Annotated in this window: 21 protein-coding genes; 15 read left to right on the top strand and 6 right to left on the bottom strand. The window is 62.6% G+C overall.

The window, feature by feature from the left end; genetic code table 11:
• Positions 1-4 precede the first annotated feature (4 nt).
• Positions 5-484 (bottom strand): GNAT family N-acetyltransferase, encoded by a 480-nt coding sequence (locus ABNW52_RS04700; protein WP_349584693.1) that lies wholly within the window; start codon positions 482-484, stop codon positions 5-7.
• Complete coding sequence (lptM, locus tag ABNW52_RS04695; RefSeq protein WP_349584690.1) at positions 481-600, bottom strand: LPS translocon maturation chaperone LptM; 120 nt, start codon at positions 598-600, stop codon at positions 481-483. The genes ABNW52_RS04700 and lptM overlap by 4 nt, the downstream gene beginning before the upstream one ends.
• 97 nt (positions 601-697) lie before the next feature.
• Here lptM and cyaY point away from each other — a divergent pair, with 97 nt between their 5' ends.
• From cyaY to ABNW52_RS04655, 8 genes are all read left to right on the top strand, one after another.
• The gene (cyaY, locus tag ABNW52_RS04690) at positions 698-1,015 is read left to right on the top strand and encodes an iron donor protein CyaY (protein WP_349584687.1); all 318 of its coding nucleotides are present in this window, start codon (positions 698-700) and stop codon (positions 1,013-1,015) included.
• A 5-nt stretch (positions 1,016-1,020) separates the two neighbouring features.
• A complete protein-coding gene (locus tag ABNW52_RS04685; RefSeq protein ID WP_349584684.1) occupies positions 1,021-1,437 on the top strand; it encodes a YqaA family protein in 417 nt (138 codons plus the stop codon).
• 202 nt (positions 1,438-1,639) lie between these two features.
• Positions 1,640-2,413, top strand: coding sequence for a 16S rRNA (adenine(1518)-N(6)/adenine(1519)-N(6))-dimethyltransferase RsmA (gene rsmA / locus ABNW52_RS04680; RefSeq protein WP_349584681.1), 774 nt, complete (start codon positions 1,640-1,642; stop codon positions 2,411-2,413).
• 119 nt (positions 2,414-2,532) lie between these two features.
• A complete protein-coding gene (locus ABNW52_RS04675; protein ID WP_349584678.1) occupies positions 2,533-3,267 on the top strand; it encodes an amino acid ABC transporter ATP-binding protein in 735 nt (244 codons plus the stop codon).
• Between the two features lie 84 nt (positions 3,268-3,351).
• Positions 3,352-4,248: a glutamate/aspartate ABC transporter substrate-binding protein gene (locus ABNW52_RS04670; protein WP_349584675.1), complete on the top strand. Its 897-nt coding sequence runs from the start codon at positions 3,352-3,354 to the stop codon at positions 4,246-4,248.
• A gap of 121 nt (positions 4,249-4,369) precedes the next feature.
• The gene (locus tag ABNW52_RS04665; protein WP_349584672.1) at positions 4,370-5,113 is read left to right on the top strand and encodes an amino acid ABC transporter permease; all 744 of its coding nucleotides are present in this window, start codon (positions 4,370-4,372) and stop codon (positions 5,111-5,113) included.
• Entirely contained in the window at positions 5,113-5,778 is a 666-nt protein-coding gene (locus ABNW52_RS04660) for an ABC transporter permease subunit (protein ID WP_349584669.1), read from the top strand. Before ABNW52_RS04665 ends, ABNW52_RS04660 begins: the two co-directional genes overlap by 1 nt.
• A 2-nt stretch (positions 5,779-5,780) precedes the next feature.
• Entirely contained in the window at positions 5,781-6,515 is a 735-nt protein-coding gene (locus ABNW52_RS04655; RefSeq protein WP_349585035.1) for an amino acid ABC transporter ATP-binding protein, read from the top strand.
• 88 nt (positions 6,516-6,603) lie between these two features.
• Here the strand turns inward: ABNW52_RS04655 and thpR are convergent, their stop codons facing one another.
• Entirely contained in the window at positions 6,604-7,110 is a 507-nt protein-coding gene (gene thpR / locus ABNW52_RS04650) for an RNA 2',3'-cyclic phosphodiesterase (RefSeq protein WP_349584666.1), read from the bottom strand.
• 233 nt (positions 7,111-7,343) lie between these two features.
• Here thpR and ABNW52_RS04645 point away from each other — a divergent pair, with 233 nt between their 5' ends.
• Positions 7,344-8,555: an EAL and HDOD domain-containing protein gene (locus tag ABNW52_RS04645; protein WP_349584663.1), complete on the top strand. Its 1,212-nt coding sequence runs from the start codon at positions 7,344-7,346 to the stop codon at positions 8,553-8,555.
• Between the two features lie 59 nt (positions 8,556-8,614).
• Here the strand turns inward: ABNW52_RS04645 and ABNW52_RS04640 are convergent, their stop codons facing one another.
• The 3 genes from ABNW52_RS04640 to ABNW52_RS04630 form a co-directional block, all read right to left on the bottom strand.
• Positions 8,615-9,754, bottom strand: coding sequence for a PilT/PilU family type 4a pilus ATPase (locus ABNW52_RS04640; RefSeq protein ID WP_349584660.1), 1,140 nt, complete (start codon positions 9,752-9,754; stop codon positions 8,615-8,617).
• A gap of 12 nt (positions 9,755-9,766) precedes the next feature.
• On the bottom strand, positions 9,767-10,804 hold the full coding sequence (locus ABNW52_RS04635; protein WP_349584657.1) for a type IV pilus twitching motility protein PilT: 1,038 nt from the start codon (positions 10,802-10,804) through the stop codon (positions 9,767-9,769).
• Positions 10,805-11,089: 285 nt separating this feature from the next.
• Entirely contained in the window at positions 11,090-11,797 is a 708-nt protein-coding gene (locus ABNW52_RS04630) for a hypothetical protein (RefSeq protein WP_349584654.1), read from the bottom strand.
• Positions 11,798-12,191: 394 nt separating this feature from the next.
• On the opposite strand from ABNW52_RS04630, the gene ABNW52_RS04625 reads away from it, so the two are divergent.
• The 6 genes from ABNW52_RS04625 (at position 12,192) to aroG (ending at position 16,510) form a co-directional block, all read left to right on the top strand.
• Positions 12,192-12,884 carry a YggS family pyridoxal phosphate-dependent enzyme gene (locus tag ABNW52_RS04625; RefSeq protein ID WP_349584651.1) on the top strand — a complete coding sequence of 231 codons (693 nt, stop codon included), beginning with the start codon at positions 12,192-12,194 and terminating at the stop codon, positions 12,882-12,884.
• 50 nt (positions 12,885-12,934) lie between these two features.
• Entirely contained in the window at positions 12,935-13,738 is an 804-nt protein-coding gene (gene proC, locus ABNW52_RS04620) for a pyrroline-5-carboxylate reductase (protein ID WP_349585033.1), read from the top strand.
• Between the two features lie 3 nt (positions 13,739-13,741).
• Positions 13,742-14,326, top strand: a complete 585-nt coding sequence (locus ABNW52_RS04615; RefSeq protein WP_349584649.1) for a YggT family protein — start codon at positions 13,742-13,744, stop codon at positions 14,324-14,326.
• A 52-nt stretch (positions 14,327-14,378) separates the two neighbouring features.
• Entirely contained in the window at positions 14,379-14,684 is a 306-nt protein-coding gene (locus ABNW52_RS04610) for a c-type cytochrome (protein ID WP_349584646.1), read from the top strand.
• Positions 14,685-14,893: 209 nt separating this feature from the next.
• Positions 14,894-15,304, top strand: coding sequence for an RNA polymerase-binding protein DksA (dksA, locus tag ABNW52_RS04605; protein ID WP_174873000.1), 411 nt, complete (start codon positions 14,894-14,896; stop codon positions 15,302-15,304).
• A 132-nt stretch (positions 15,305-15,436) separates the two neighbouring features.
• The gene (aroG, locus tag ABNW52_RS04600; protein WP_349584643.1) at positions 15,437-16,510 is read left to right on the top strand and encodes a 3-deoxy-7-phosphoheptulonate synthase AroG; all 1,074 of its coding nucleotides are present in this window, start codon (positions 15,437-15,439) and stop codon (positions 16,508-16,510) included.
• Positions 16,511-16,544: the final 34 nt, after the last annotated feature.

Here is a 16,544-nt window from a genome sequence, read left to right as displayed (position 1 = left end):
ACGCTTACAGCCGTTTTTCCAGCAGCAGGTAGCGGCTGTCGCCCAACCCGGCGTGGGCAAAACCTTCACTGTGGTACAGCGCGCGGCCAACGTGGTTGTCTTCGCGCACTTCCAGCGTCACCTTGGCGCAGCCGCGTGCGCTGGCGGCGGCGGTAACCGCCTGCATCAGCCGGCGCCCCAGCCCCTTGCCACGGCCTGCTGCCAGCACCGACAGGTCGTGCAGATTGCACACCGGCGCGGCGTAGAAGCTGGAAAAGCCCAGCACGCACAGCGCGTGCCCCACCGGCTCGCCGTCCAGTTCGGCAATCAGCGCAAACAGGCCGGGATGGCGGCCCAGCGCATCGGCCAGCTGTGCGCGGGCCGCGGCGGACAGGCCATTGCCGCCGCCCATCGGGTCGCGGGCGTAGCCATCGGTCAGCTGCACCAGCCGTGCACGCTCGGCGGCGTCGGCCAGGTCGGCCGCCCGCACAGTTAGTTGGCTCATTTGGCGGCGCTGGCGGCGAGCTCGCCGGCTGGCGGTTTTGGCAGATACAGCGGGCCTTTGTAGCCGCAGGCGGCCACGGTGGAACACAGCAGAACAAGCAGCAGCGCAGTACGCATACGGATTCCAGTGGGGAGCTATGGCAAAATGGCAGTCTAACAGGCCGTGGCAGACTCTCCCAAGCTGTGCGGCCAACCTTTTGGACAGGATGAAGCAATGAGCGAAACCGAATTCCTGCGTCTGAGCGAGGAGATTTTTCGCCGCATCGAGAATGCGCTGGACGCCGCCGGGCTGGATGTGGACTGCGTGATCAGCGGCAATGTGCTGGAGATCGAGTTCGACGATGGCGGCAAGGTGGTGGTGAATCGCCACGTACCCAACCAGGAGCTGTGGATCGCCGCCAAGAGCGGCGGCTTCCATTTTGCCTGTCGCGACGGCCAGTGGATCGCCAGCCGCGATGGCGCCGAGTTTGGCGCCACGCTGTCGCAGGTGGTCAGCACCGCCGCCAGCGCGGCGTTCAGCTTCAGCGTATAAGCGGCATGGACAGCGCGCTGTTGCTGGCAGGGCTGGCCGCCTCGGCCTTCCTGTCGGCCACGGTGCTGCCCGGTAGCTCGGAGCTGGCGCTGGGCGCGCTGCTGCGGGCCCGGCCGCAACTGTGGCTGCTGGCCTTGTTGGTGGCGACCATCGCCAATACCGCCGGCAGTCTCAGCAGCATGTGGCTGGGGCGGCGGGTGCCGCCCAAGACCTTGCCGCCGCGGGCGGCGGCGTGGTTCGGCCGCTTCGGCCCGGCGGCGCTGCTGCTAAGCTGGGTGCCGCTGCTGGGCGATGCGCTGCCGCTGGCGGCCGGCTGGCTGCGCCTGCCGTGGTGGCCCTGCCTGTGCTGGATCGGCGTGGGCAAGTTTGCGCGCTATGCCGTGCTGGTGGTGGGGCTGCAGCAGCTGGGGCCGGGGCATTAGACCGCGCATCCGGTCTGGCGTATGGTGGCAGGTGCACTTGTTCGGTTTTCCGTACGCATAGGTTTTTCTGGGTACTGTGGGACTTTGTCATGGCAAAACGGCCGCGACGACATAAGGTGAACACAGTGGCCACGTTTTTATTTGCCAACGGCCCGCGCGGTATTGCGCGGGCGTTGTGCTTTGTTAGCAATCCGGACAATTCATGAGCAAACACATTCCGCGCAAGCGATTCGGCCAGAACTTTTTGCAGGACCAGAAGGTGATCGAGGACATCGTCAATGCCGTGGGCGCACAGCGCGACGACGTGGTGATCGAGATCGGCCCGGGCCTGGGGGCGCTGACAAAGCCGCTGCTGCAGCGTCTAGACCATTTGCATGTTGCAGAAATCGACCGCGACATCATTTCCCGCCTGAAGCGTGAATACCCGCCCGAGCGGCTGACCATCCACGAGGGCGATGCGCTGGTGTTCGATTTCGGTAGCGTCACCGCCGGCAAATTCAAGCTGGTGGGCAACCTGCCGTACAACATTTCCACCCCGCTGCTGTTTCACCTGGCCTGCTACGGCGAGCGCGTCACCGACATGCATTTCATGCTGCAAAAAGAGGTGGTGGATCGCATGGTGGCGGTACCGGGCACCCCGGATTACGGCCGTTTGACGGTGATGTTGCAGTACCGTTTCGACATGGAACAGATCTTGCTGGTACCGCCCGGTTCGTTCTACCCGCCGCCGAAGGTGGACTCGGCGGTGGTACGGATGATTCCCGTACCGGGACGTTGCGGCATTGCCCGCGATGAGGAGCTGTTGGAGCAGGTGGTGGCGCAGGCATTTGCCCAGCGCCGCAAGACTCTGCGCAACAACCTCAAGGGCATGATCGACGACGAGAAGCTGGCCGCACTGGGCATCGATGCCGGGCTGCGCGCCGAGAACCTCAGCGTCGAGCAATACGTGGCCATCGCCAACGCGCTGGCCGGCTGATGGCGACAGGCTGTCTGCCGGCTTACCGGCAGACAGTATTGGCGCCTGCTACGCTCCGTCAGACAAGACCGCGCCAGCGGCGACGGGAATCTTCTACATACGGTGGGAAAAGGGAAGTCATGATCCGATTCAACAATGTGCACAAGTGGTTCAAGGATCTGCATGTGCTCAAGGGCATCAACCTGGAAGTGACCCAGGGCGAGGTTGTCGTGGTGTGCGGGCCGTCCGGCTCCGGCAAGTCCACGCTGATCCGCACGGTGAACCAGCTGGAAACCATCAACGAAGGCGAGATTTGGGTCGACGGCGTTAACGTTACCGATCCGAAGACCAATCTGAACGCGTTGCGTGCCGAAGTCGGCTTCGTTTTCCAGCATTTCAACCTGTATCCCCACCTTTCGGTACTGGAAAACATCACGCTTTCGCCTATCAAGGTAAAAGGCATGGACAAGGCCGCGGCGGAAAAGCAGGCGGTGGGGCTGCTGGAGAAGGTGGGTCTGGCACACAAGAAGGATGCGTTCCCGTCGCAGTTGTCCGGCGGCCAGCAGCAGCGTGTGGCGATTGCCCGCGGCCTGGCGATGGAACCGCGCGTGATGCTGTTCGACGAGCCGACCTCGGCGCTGGACCCGGAAATGATCGGCGAAGTGCTGAAGGTGATGAAGGACCTGGCCGAATCCGGCATGACCATGATGGTGGTGACCCACGAAATGGGCTTTGCCCGCGAAGTGGCCGACCGCGTGGTGTTTGTCGATCACGGCGAGATCATCGAACAGGCACATCCGGAAAGCTTCTTTACCAATCCGCAGCATGACCGTGCCAAGCAATTCCTGCGTCAGTTGCTGACGCCGATGAACTAAAACAACAGATTTAATTCGGGCGGCGCCGTTGTACGGGGTCGCCGGGACAAGCAGCAAAAAACCCGAGAAAAAATGGAGAAACTCATGCGTTTTACTAAACGACTGCTGACTACCGCCGTAATCGCCTCTGCTGTTGCCGCTCCGGCCATGGCCGAAGGTACCCTGGACAAGATCAAGCAATCCGGCGTGATTGTGCTGGGCCACCGTGATGCATCGATTCCGTTCTCCTACCTGGCTGATGGCCAGGCGCCGGTAGGCTACTCGCACGATCTGCAGCTGAAAGTGGTCGAGGCGGTAAAGAAGCAGCTGAAGATGCCTAACCTGCAAGTGCGCTACAACCTGGTGACCTCGCAGACCCGTATCCCGCTGGTACAGAACGGCACCGTGGACCTGGAATGTGGCTCCACCACCAACAATCTGGAGCGCCAGAAACAGGTGGCCTTCTCGGTGGGCATCTTTGAAATCGGCACCCGCCTGCTGACCGCCAAGACCTCCGGCGTGAAAGACTTCCCGGACCTGAAGGGCAAGAATGTGGTGACCACCGCCGGTACCACGTCCGAGCGCCTGCTGAAGGCGATGAACGCCGAGAAGCAGATGGGCATGAACATCATCTCCGCCAAGGATCACGGCGAATCGTTCCTGATGCTGGAGTCCGGCCGTGCCGTGGCCTTCATGATGGACGACGCGCTGCTGTACGGCGAACTGGCCAAGGCCAAGAGCCCGGCCAACTGGGTAGTGACCGGCAAGCCGCAGTCGTTCGAAATCTACGGCTGCATGCTGCGCAAGGATGATCCGGCATTCAAGAAAGTGGTGGACGATGCCATCAAGGCCACTTACAAGTCCGGCGAAGTCAACAAGATTTACAGCAAGTGGTTCACCAGCCCGGTGCCGCCGAAAGGCCTGAACCTGAACTTCCCGATGTCTGACGAGCTGAAAGAGCTGATCGCCAAGCCGACCGACAAGTCTGCGGAGCAGATGTAAGCCGGCATGACGGTGCAAGCGGGTAAGTTCGGCTTGCGGCCAACGTAACCGGGCCGGGGGAAGCTCCCCCACCCGCTTGCGAAGGGGCGCGGCTTGCGCCCCTTTTTCTTTGGAGACATCAATGAATTACAACTGGGACTGGAACGTTTTCTTCAAGTCCACCGGCATCGGCAGCGAGATCTACCTTGACTGGTTCGTCTCCGGCCTGGGCTGGACCATCGCCGTGGCGCTGGTGGCCTGGAGCGTGGCGCTGCTGATCGGGTCGCTGCTCGGCGTGATGCGTACGCTACCGAACAAGACTCTGGCCAGCATTGCGACTGCTTATGTCGAGCTGTTCCGCAACGTGCCGCTGCTGGTGCAGCTGTTCGTGTGGTACTTCCTGGTACCGGACTTGCTGCCGGAGCACGCGCAGATCTGGTTCAAGCAGGAGCTGTCGCCCACCTCCTCGGCCTATATCTCGGTGGTGATCTGCCTGGCGCTGTTTACCGCCGCCCGCGTCTGCGAGCAGGTGCGCACCGGCATTCAGGCGCTGCCCAAGGGCCAGAGTGCCGCTGCCATGGCGGTGGGTTTCAACCAGATGCAGATGTACCGCCACGTGCTACTGCCGCAGGCGTTCCGCATCATCATCCCGCCGTTGACCAGCGAGTTTCTCAACATCTTCAAGAACTCGTCGGTGGCGTCGCTGATCGGCCTGATGGAGCTGCTGGCGCAGACCAAGCAGACCGCGGAATTTACCGCCAATATGTTTGAGGCGTTTACCCTCGCTACCATCATCTACTTCGTGCTCAATATGAGTCTGATGGGCGTGATGGGCTGGGTGGAGCGCAAGGTGCGCGTGCCCGGCATGATGGGAGGAGGCAAATAATGGATTTCACGCAGATCGTTCCATCCCTGCCCAACCTGTGGGAAGGCATGCTGCTGACGCTCAAGCTGCTGTTGCTGGCAGTGGGCGGCGGTGTGGCGCTGGGGACCATCCTGGCGTTGCTGCGCCTGTCCAGCAGCCCGCTGCTGTCCGGCTTGGCCAAGGCCTATGTCAATTACTTCCGCTCCATCCCGCTGCTGCTGGTGATCACCTGGTTCTACCTGGCAGTGCCGATGCTGCTGAACTGGATCACCGGCGAGTTTGTCGCCATCGGCGCCTTCACCTCCTGCCTGGTGGCGTTCATGATGTTCGAGGCCGCCTACTACTGCGAGATCGTGCGTGCCGGCATCCAGTCCATCTCCAGCGGCCAGCTCAACGCCGCCTACGCGCTGGGCATGAGCTATGGCCAGGCCATGCGCCTGATCATCCTGCCGCAGGCGTTCCGCAAGATGATGCCGCTGCTGCTGCAGCAGTCCATCATCCTGTTCCAGGACACGTCGCTGGTGTATGCGGTGGGCCTGATGGACTTCCTCAACATGGCCCGCTCTAAGGGCGACATTATCGGTCTGCCGCATGAGTTCCTGATTTTTGCCGGTGCGGTGTACTTTGTGATCAGTTTCGGCGCCTCCACCCTGGTGAAGCGTCTGCAAAAGAGGTTGGCAGTATGAGCATGATTTCCATCAAGAACGTCAGCAAATGGTATGGCGAGTTCCAGGTGCTTACCGACTGCACGACCGACGTTAGCAAAGGCGAAGTGGTGGTGGTGTGCGGCCCGTCCGGCTCCGGCAAATCCACGCTGATCAAAACTGTCAACGCGCTGGAACCGTTCCAGAAGGGCGAGATTTTCGTCGACGGTGTGTCGGTCGGCGATGCCAAGACCGATCTGCCGAAACTGCGCGCCCGCATCGGCATGGTGTTCCAGAACTTCGAACTGTTCCCGCACCTGTCGATTACCGAGAACCTGACCATCGCGCAGCAGCGCGTGCTGGGCCGTAGCCAGGACGAGGCGATGCAGAAGGGTATGCACTACCTGGACCGCGTCGGCCTGAAGGCGCAGGCCAACAAGTTCCCGGGGCAGCTGTCCGGCGGCCAGCAGCAGCGCGTGGCCATCGCCCGTGCGCTGGCGATGGACCCGATCGCCATGCTGTTCGACGAACCGACCTCGGCGCTGGACCCGGAAATGGTCAACGAGGTGCTGGACGTGATGGTGGAGTTGGCGCACGAAGGCATGACCATGATGTGCGTGACCCACGAGATGGGCTTCGCGCGCAAGGTGGCCAACCGCGTGATCTTCATGGACCGCGGCCACATCGTGGAAGATTGCGCCAAGGAAGAGTTTTTCGGCAATCCGGAGGCGCGCTCCGAGCGGGCCAAGCAGTTCCTGTCCAAGATCCTGCAGCACTGAGCTGCACCTGTGCCACAGGTTGGCCGCAAGCCTGCGGCCAACCTTGCCCGGCAACGCCACCGTCCGAGGTGGCGTTGTCGTATCCGGCTCAGGGCCAGTGTGCCAGCTCGCGGTAGTGCGCCCCCTGTGGTGTCAGTGTGGATGCCATCAGCGACACGCGCCGCAACGGGTAGAGCAGCGGTGCAATGGCATGGGTCGGCAGTGGCTGGCGCGCGCGGCGCAGCAAGGTGATGTGTGGCAGATAGAGGCGCTGTTCGATGCTGAAGCCGGCACCGGCCAGCGCGCTGCGCAGGGTGGTGGCTAGTTCGTCCAGTGCCGGGCAGGGCTGGCTGCCGCTGGCCCAGACGATGCCGCCGTGCCAGCAGCCCACCTGGTCCAGCTGCCAGGCGGTGCCGGCCGCGTGCGGCAGCTGGCTGCCGATACGGCGCAGTTCGTCCAGCCGTTCCGGCGCCACCTCGCCCAGGAAGGCCAGCGTGAGGTGCAGGCTGCGCGGTGGCACCGGCCGGCCGCGGCAGCGCCGGGTGAGCGGGCGCGCCAGGCCATGCAGGGCGCCGGCAAGGTGCCGGCCTGGCAGGATGGCGAAGAACAGTCGCACGGCGGACTCCTGGCGGCGGGGGCATGTTTGCAGTATGCGACCAACTGGCGCCGCTGGCTGCCGGACCAGGGGCCGGGGCCGCGGTTTCACATGGAACTGCGCTGGGCGACCAATTGCAGTTTTGTTGCAACAAGTCCACGCCGCCGTGGCCAGTTGCCGATGGCATTCCGGCGCGGATGCCGCCAGCGGCTGCTTTCGGCTACTATCGAACCGTCTAGGCATGAACTGAAACCATGTACTCCACCATCTATCTTGGCCGACAGCCAATTGTCGACCTCAAGCAGCAACGCGTGGCGTACGAACTGCTGTTCCGCTCCGGCCCAGAAAACCGGGCGCTGTTCACGGACGACATCAATGCCACCGCCGCTGTTATCCGCCACACCTTCATCGACCTGGGGTTGGCACGGGTGCTGGAAGGTTGCCCCGGTTTTATCAACGTCAACGAGCAGCTGCTGAAAAGCCCGCTGATCGAGTTGATGCCACCGGAAAGCATCATTCTGGAAATCCTGGAAAACGTGCCGCTGGATGACACGGTGCGTGCGCGCTGCGCCGAGCTGAAGGCGCGTGGCTACCACTTTGCGCTGGACGACGTGGTGGACATCACGCCGGAGGTGACGCGCATGCTGCCGCTGGTGGACTACATCAAGTTCGACCTGCGCGAGATTCCGCTGGCGACCCTGCCCGCGGTGCTGGGCCGGCTGCAGGGCTTCAAGGGTACGCTGCTGGCGGAGAAGGTGGACTCGGTGGAAGAGTTCGAGGCCTGCAAGGCGCTGGGCATTTCCTTGTTCCAGGGCTATTTCTTTGCGCGGCCAACGGTGATGACCCACAACCGCGCCCACCCCAACCGCGCGCTGACGTTGCGCCTGCTGGGCCTGGTGCTGCAGGAGGCCGACATCCAGCGCCTGGAAGAAGTGTTCAAGGCGGCGCCGGACATGGTGCTGGGCCTGTTGCGGCTGGTGAACGCGGCGGAAAACTACCGCCGACCGATCTCCTCCATCCGCGAGGCGCTGCTGCTGCTGGGCACCGCGCGATTGAAGCGCTGGGCACTGATCCTGCTGTTTTCCGCCGATTGCAGCCCAATGCGTGGCCCCAACCCGCTGCTGGAAATGGCGGCGGTGCGCGGCCGCATGATGGAGTTGCTGGCCGACGAGCTGGGGCATGACAGTGACGATGCCTTCATGGCCGGCATCCTGTCGCTGGCCGACAGTCTGCTGTCGATGCCGATGGCCGAGCTGGTGGATGGTCTGGCGCTGCATCCGCCGGTGGAGGACGCCCTACTGCGCCGCAGCGGTGAGCTGGGAGACTTGCTGCAGCAGGTGGAGCTGGCCGAGTGCCGGCTGCCGGCCTGCCCGTTGCCGCAGATGGATGCCGAGCGCTTCAACCGGCTGCAGCTGCACGCGCTGGAGTGGGTGAAACAGCTGTGGCAGGAAGAGCTGCCGCACTGAGGCGACAAGAACAACAAGGCCGGTCATAGATCGGCCTTGTTGTTTGGGTGGCTGCGCGGCTAGACGATGTCCAGGTGATCGAGGCCGCCCTGCTCCACGCCCTGGTGCTTGGCGGTTTCGCTGTGCAGTTTGATCTGCAGTCGCAGGTCGTTCACCGAGTCGGCATTGCGCAGCGCGTCCTCGTAGCTGATCTTGCCGATCTCGAACAGATCGAACAGCGCCTGGTCGAAGGTCTGCATGCCGGATTCGCGCGAGCGCCCCATCACCTCCTTGATGCTGGACACCTCGCCCTTGAAGATCAGGTCGGAGATCAGCGGGCTGTTGATCAGCACCTCGATCGCCGCGGTGCGGCCCTTGCCGCCCTTCAGCGGCACCAACCGCTGCGAGATGATGGCCTTCATGTTCAGCGACAGATCCATCAGCACCTGCTGGTGCCGCTCTTCCGGGAAGAAGTTCAGGATGCGGTCCAGCGCCTGGTTGGCGTTGTTGGCGTGCAGCGTGGCCAGGCACAGGTGGCCGGTCTCGGCAAACTGCAGGCCGTACATCATGGTTTCGCGGTCGCGGATCTCGCCCATCAGAATCACGTCCGGCGCCTGGCGCAGGGTGTTCTTCAGCGCGATCTCCCAGCTGTCGGTGTCCACGCCGATTTCCCGCTGGGTGACGATGCTTTTCTTGTGCGCATGCACGTATTCCACCGGATCTTCGATGGTGATGATGTGGTCGGCGGCATTAGTGTTGCGCCAGTCCACCAGCGCCGCCAGCGAGGTGGATTTACCGGAGCCGGTACCGCCGACGAAGATCACCAGCCCGCGCTTGATCATGGCGATGTCGCGCAGCACTTCCGGCAGCTGCAGCTGATCGAAGGTGGGGATTTCGGTGTTGATCTTGCGCAGCACCATGCCGGCCTTGCCCTGCTGCACATAGGCGCTGACACGGAAGCGGCCAACTCCTGGCGGGCTGATGGCGAAGTTGGCTTCCTTGCTGGCCTCGAACTCCTCGGTCTGGCGATCGTTCATTACCGAACGTACCAGCTCCTTGGTATGTTGCCCGGATAGCACCTGTGGCGACACCGGGGTGATCTTGCCGTCGATCTTCATCGCCGGCGGGAATTCCGCGGCAATGAAGATATCCGAAGCATTCTTGCTGACCGCGTGGGCCAGCAGATCGTTGATGAATTTTGACGCCTGTTCCTTTTCCATCACCGGCTCCGCTTAGAAGTAATCCTTGTTGGTGGCTTTGCCGCGTGCCTCTTCCTCGGACACGATATTGCGGCGTACCAGGTCTTGCAGGCACTGGTCCAGCGTCTGCATGCCGTATTGCTGGCCGGTCTGGATCATCGAGTTGATCTGCGCCAGCTTGTTCTCGCGGATCAGGTTGCGGATCGCCGGGGTGCCGACCATGATCTCGTGCGCCGCCACCCGGCCGCCGCCGTCCTTGGTTTTCAGCAACGCCTGCGAAATCACCGCGCGCAGGCTTTCCGACAGCATGGCGCGCACCATTTCCTTTTCGCCGGCCGGGAACACGTCCACGATACGGTCGACGGTCTTGGCCGCGCTGCTGGTGTGCAGGGTGCCGAATACCAGGTGGCCGGTCTCGGCCGCGGTCAGCGCCAGGCGGATGGTGTCCAAGTCGCGCATCTCGCCCACCAGGATCACGTCCGGGTCTTCACGCAGCGCGCTTTTCAGCGCATTGGCAAAGCTGCGGGTCTGGGTACCCAGCTCGCGCTGGTTGATCAGCGATTTCTTGCTCTCGTGCACGAATTCGATCGGGTCTTCGGCGGTAAGGATGTGCGAATACGCATTGTTGTTGATGTAGTCGATCATCGCCGCCAGGGTGGTGGACTTGCCGGAGCCGGTCGGCCCGGTCACCAGCACGATGCCGCGCGGATATTCGGAGATGTCGCGGAAAATCTTCGGCGCATTCAGGTCTTCCAGCGACAGCACCTTGGACGGAATCACGCGGAACACCGCACCCATACCGCGGTTCTGCATGAAGGTATTCACCCGGAAGCGCGCCAGGTTGGGCACCTCGAACGAGAAGTCGCATTCGAAGCTGTCTTCGAAGATCTTGCGCTGATAGTCGTTCATGATGTCGTACACCATGTCGTGCACATCATGGTGATCCATCGGCGGCAGGTTGATGCGGCGGATGTCGCCATGCACGCGGATCATGGGCGGCAGGCCGGCGGAAAGGTGCAGGTCTGAGGCCTTGTTCTTGACCGTGAAGGCCAGCAGGTCCGAAATTTCCATCTTGTTTTCCCCCGATGCTCGGCGTGGCGTGTCTGCTGGTGAGCCACAAAATACGACGCGCGGTAATACCGCATTTGGATGCCGGATTGGCGCCGTGTGTGACTAAATCATACACGGCGCTTTCTCGCGGCTCCATGCCGGTATCGATACGGCCAGTTCATGGTTAGTTGGAGAGTGACACAGGGGGTGAACAGTGCGGGAAGGCGATGGCCGAGGCATGGCGCAGCGTGGTCGCCGTCTGCAGGGGGTAACTAGCTGTCGAACGGCATTCGAGGGTGCGCCGCATCACACTTCATACAGATCGCGCTCACCGCTGTGTTCTTCCGATTCGGAAAACCACTCCGGTGCACGGCGGCATGCCAGCAGCAGGTTGGAAAGGCTGTCCACGTCCCATTGCACGGCAGTTGTCTGGCGCATGATTCTTTTATGACTGTTGTCGACAAGCCACTTGCCAAGGAAGAAGCCCCCGACCACGCCCGCCAGCGCTCCGTACAGTCCGGCCAAGCTGCCCCCGAGCAACACCGCTACCACGCTTGCCGTCGCGCCGATCAACCAGGGCTTGGCATGTGCCGTGTGCTTCACCGTCTGCAAGGAGTGGCGGGCCACATTCAGCTCGTTCTGCAGCGCCTCGCAAACCAGGCGCCTAGGCATACGCCGGGCCATGATCAATATTTTGCGCTGCTCGACATCTGGAATCGAAAAGTAATGCTGTCGCAGCGCTTTTCTGACCTTGCCAATGCGCGTCGCGATGTAGTCGTAGCTTTTATGCTGTTTGGTCCGCAAATCCTCCGCTTTGCGCTTCCCGGCAAATAATTCGCGCAGCGCGGCCACTTCAATTGCTATCCCGTTGTAATTGTCGCCTTCCAGGGCGGCAATAGCGGCGGCAATACCGAGCTCGTTCTCCAGATTGCGGTATGTTTCCTGATACTGGGCACTTTTTTTCTCGATTTTATACAAGCGGTTTGAGCGTGCCTCCTCATCATGGCCCTGCATATGATCCTCCCGCCGCAAGTCTTTATCAGCTATTGCTTTATAGCCTAGTTGGCATGACACCCGCGCCGAATGGCCGCGGGTCGATTGATGGCCCGGATATGCCGTTGTGACGACAAAACTCCGTGTGTGGCGATCGGGCTATCGGGGCTTGTCTTTGCTCGCGCGGTGGAGGTGCTGGATATCGGCTTCTGGCTCTTGCTGCAGCACATCCATATAATTCTCCAGGGTGCCAAGGCAGCGACCGCAGGCGGGCGGGCTTGGTGTTGTCCTCCTGGCAAAGTGTAAACCGCGAACATGGCAGCCTTGTTTGGTCACCGCGCTCGATACGCATGCTTGCCATGGCGTAGCAAGCGCAGCTGTCTGTTGGCCACATCGAAAGAATCCACATAGTCACATGACGCAACTCGCACAGGCATTGCAGCAGGTACGCAGCAAACTGGACGCCGCGGCGCAGGCCGCCGGCAGACCGGCGCAGGACGTCCAGCTGCTGGCGGTCAGCAAAACCTTTCCGGCGGCGGCCATTCGTGAAGCATACGCTGCCGGGCAGCGGGCATTCGGCGAGAACTATGTGCAGGAGCTGCAGAGCAAATGCCGTGAACTGGCCGACCTGGCCATCGAATGGCATTTCATCGGCCCGCTGCAATCCAATAAGAGCCGCATCGTGGCCGAGCTGGCGCACTGGGTGCATTCCGTCGACCGGCTGAAGATTGCCGAGCGCCTGTCGGCACAGCGTCCTGCGGCGCTGTCGGCGCTGAATGTTTGCATCCAGGTGAATGTTTCCGGCGAAGACAGCAAGAGTGGCTGTGCCCCGCAAGACGCGCCAGCGTTGCTGCGCGCGGTAGCTGCGCTGCCCGGGCTGCGCGTGCGCGGGCTGATGTGCATTCCCGAACCCACGCCGGATCCGGCGCTGTTGGCCGCACGCTTTGCCGTGCTGCGCCAGTTGCAGCAGCAGATGGCGGCCGAGGGTATGCCGCTGGATACGCTGTCGATGGGCATGTCGGCCGACATGGCGCAGGCGGTGGCTGCCGGCAGCAGCATGGTGCGGGTGGGTACTGCCATCTTTGGCGCCCGGCACTATCCGGCCTGAGCTATCATGCTTTGCTCAAACAAATGTATACAATCTACAAAGGCGAAATGATGCAGATTACCTTCATTGGCGGCGGCAATATGGCGACGGCCATCATCGGCGGGCTGGTACAAAGCGGCGAGCACCATATCCGTGTGGTCGAACTGCACGAAGAAAAGCGCGCCCAGCTGCAGCAGCAATTTGGCGTGGAAGCCGTGTCGGCACTGCCGGCCCAGTTTGGGGCCGACCACGTGGTGGTCCTGGCGGTGAAGCCGCAGGCGCTGCGGGATGTCTGCCTGGCGCTGGCGCCGGTGCTGGGTGGCGCGCTGGTGGTATCGATTGCCGCCGGCATCCGCTGCGAGGCGCTGGCGCGCTGGCTGGGCAGCGAGCGCCTTGTGCGCGTGATGCCGAACACCCCGGCCATGGTGGGCAAGGGCGTATCCGGCCTGTATGCCGCGGCCAACGTGGGCGAGGCCGACCGCGCGGCGGCGACCAGCATCATGCAGGCAGTGGGTACCACCACCTGGCTGGCGGACGAAACCGGCATCGACGACATCACCAGCGTGTCCGGCAGTGGTCCGGCCTACGTGTTCTACTTTATCGAAAGCATGATCGAAGGCGCGGTGCAGGCCGGCTTTGCTGCAGACGAAGCGCGCCGCCTGGTGCTGGCCACCTTCGACGGCGCGGTGGAACTGGCGCGGCAAAGCCCGCTGCCGGTGGCAACCCTGCGCCAGAACGTGATGTCCAAGGGGGGCACCACCGAACGTGCGATCTTCCGCTTCGAGGCGGAGGGCGTGAAGCAGGCCATCATCGCCGGTGCCATGGATTGCCGCGCCCGCTCGGTGGAAATGGGCATCGAACTGTCCAAGGACTGATCCATGCTGATTCTGGAAACCCTGCGCTTTCTGATGACCACCGTGGGCGGGCTGTTCGTGCTGGTACTGCTGCTGCGTTTCTACCTGCAGCTGGCGCGTGCACCGCACAAGCACCCGTTTACCCAGTTCGTGCTGGCGGTGACCAACTTTGCCGTGCTGCCGCTGCGCCGCCGCGTGCCGGCCTGGCATGGTTACGACAGCGCTTCACTGCTGCTGGCGCTGCTGGTGCAGCTGCTGGTGGTGGTCGTGGTGCTGGCGCTCAACGCCATGCCTTACGATTTTGCCAATCCGCAAACCTGGTTCGGCCTGCTGCTGCTAGCGTTGCTGGAGCTGTTCCGCCAGTCGCTGAACCTGTTGGCCGGTGCCGTGATCGTGCAGGCGATCCTCAGCTGGGTGAGCCCGTACAATGCGCTGTCGCCGGTACTGGAAGCACTCACCCGCCCCTACCTCAAGCCGTTCCGTGCGGCCAACGTGGGCGGTGTGGACCTGTCGCCGCTGATCCTGCTGCTGATCATCCAGGTGCTGCAGATGCTGCCATTGCGTATGCTGGAAGGGCTATTCCTGACCCAGCTGCAACTGGCGGTGTAATGGACATGCAGCCCGCCGGCCTGCCGGCAGCTGCGCTTGTGGAGGTACTGCAATGAAAAAGATGCTGTTTGCTGCCGTGTTCGGCGGCTTGCTGGCCGCTCCGGCCATGGCGAATCTTCAGCTGGCGCAAAAATACAGCTGTACCGCCTGCCATGCGGTGGAAAAAAAGGTGGTGGGTCCGGCTTACCGGGATGTGGCCAAGAAATACGCCGCTGACAAGGGCGCCGAGGCCCGGCTGATTGCCAAGGTGAAGGCCGGCGGCTCCGGCGTCTGGGGCAGCATTCCGATGCCACCCAACCCGCAGGTCAGCGATGCCGACCTCAAGACGCTGGTGAAGTGGGTGCTGTCGCAGAAGTGATGCTGCCTGGCGCCAGTACAACGGCCGCTAAGGTGTTGTGCTGGCCTGGCGCGGCGGCCAGCAGCGATGCGGCTTGAGCTTTAGTGCCGCGGACGCTATATAGATAGATAATTCCGTGAATGTTCCATTACCGTGTTGCACTTTCCGTATGCCGTCGGTAATCTTCCACGCCTGTTTGCCAAAACTCTTAATAGCTGGAAGCTCAAATCATGGCCAAGCTGACTGAACAAGACATCCTCAACTGGTCCGGCGACGACTATATGAACGCCGACCACCTTGAGTTCTTCAAGGAGCGCCTGCTGCAGATGCAGCAAGAGCTGTTGGGCAACGCCAATGCCACGGCCAGCCATCTGCAAGAGCAGGAGGCCACGCCGGATCCGGCTGACCGCGCCACGCTGGAAGAGGAGTACGCACTGGAACTGCGCACCCGTGACCGCGAGCGCAAACTGCTGCAAAAGATCCAGTCCACCCTGCGTCTGATCGACGACGGCTCCTACGGCTTCTGTGAAGACACCGGCGAACCGATCGGCCTCAAGCGCCTGCTGGCACGCCCTACCGCCACCCTGTCGGTGGAAGCGCAGGAACGCCGCGAGCGCATGAAACGCCAGTACGCAGACTGATTGCTGTTGGCCGCAGCACAAGGGCACCCCGCGGGGTGCCCTTTTGTTTTGCCGCAGCAGGCTTGGCACGGCGGGTGCAAGCAGGTAATGTTGCTATGCAAAGAGATAGCCAGACAGGCAAGGAAAACAATCATGCACCGCCAGACCGATGACGTAAGAATCCGTGACATCAAGGAATTGCTGCCCCCGATCGCGCACCTGTACGAACTGCCGATCAACGAGCCGGCCGCCGAGCTGATCTACCATACCCGCCGGGACATCGCTCGCCTGCTGCGCGGCGAAGACGACCGCATGCTGGTGGTGATTGGCCCCTGTTCCATCCACGACCCGGCCGCGGCCGAAGAGTACGCCCGCCGCCTGCTGCCGCTGCGCGAAAAATACGCCGGCGAACTGGTGGTGGTGATGCGCGTGTACTTTGAAAAACCGCGCACCACCGTGGGCTGGAAAGGGCTGATCAACGATCCGCACCTGGACGAGTCCTACGACATCAACGCCGGTCTGCGCATCGGCCGCCGCCTGCTGCTCAACCTCAACAGCATGGGCATGCCGGCCGCCACCGAATTCCTCGACATGATCACCCCGCAGTACCTGGCCGACCTGATCAGTTGGGGCGCCATCGGCGCGCGCACCACCGAATCGCAGGTGCACCGCGAGCTGGCGTCCGGGTTGTCCTGCCCGGTGGGCTTCAAGAACGGCACCGACGGCAACCTGAAGATCGCGGTGGATGCCATCCGTTCCGCCAGCGTATCGCACCATTTCCTGTCGGTGACCAAGACCGGCCACTCCGCCATCGTGGAAACCGGCGGCAACCCGGATTGCCACGTGATCCTGCGTGGCGGCAAGGAGCCGAACTACGAAGAGCGCTTCGTCAAGGCCGCTGCCGCCGAGCTGGCCGCCGTCGGCCTGCCGCAGAAGCTGATGGTGGATTTCAGCCACGCCAACAGCCGCAAGGACTACAAGCGGCAGATGGAAGTGTGCCAGGACGTGGCCGGCCAGCTGGCCGCCGGCGACAACCACATCTTCGGCGTGATGGTGGAAAGCCACTTGGTGGAAGGCCGCCAGGACCTGAAGCCGGGTTGCAACCTGACCTACGGCCAGAGCATCACCGATGCCTGCATCGGCTGGGACGACACCGAAACCACGCTGCAAACGCTGGCCGATGCGGTGAAAGCCCGCCGTAGCAAGCTGGGCGTCGGCGGCAAGTAAGCGCCGGCCTGCCACGGCAATAAAAAACCGCCCG

This window comes from Vogesella oryzagri, from assembly GCF_040148885.1.
Lineage (GTDB): Bacteria > Pseudomonadota > Gammaproteobacteria > Burkholderiales > Chromobacteriaceae > Vogesella > Vogesella oryzagri.
The sequence above is the reverse complement of the archived record's forward strand: the minus strand, read 5'-3'. Positions and strand labels throughout refer to the sequence as shown.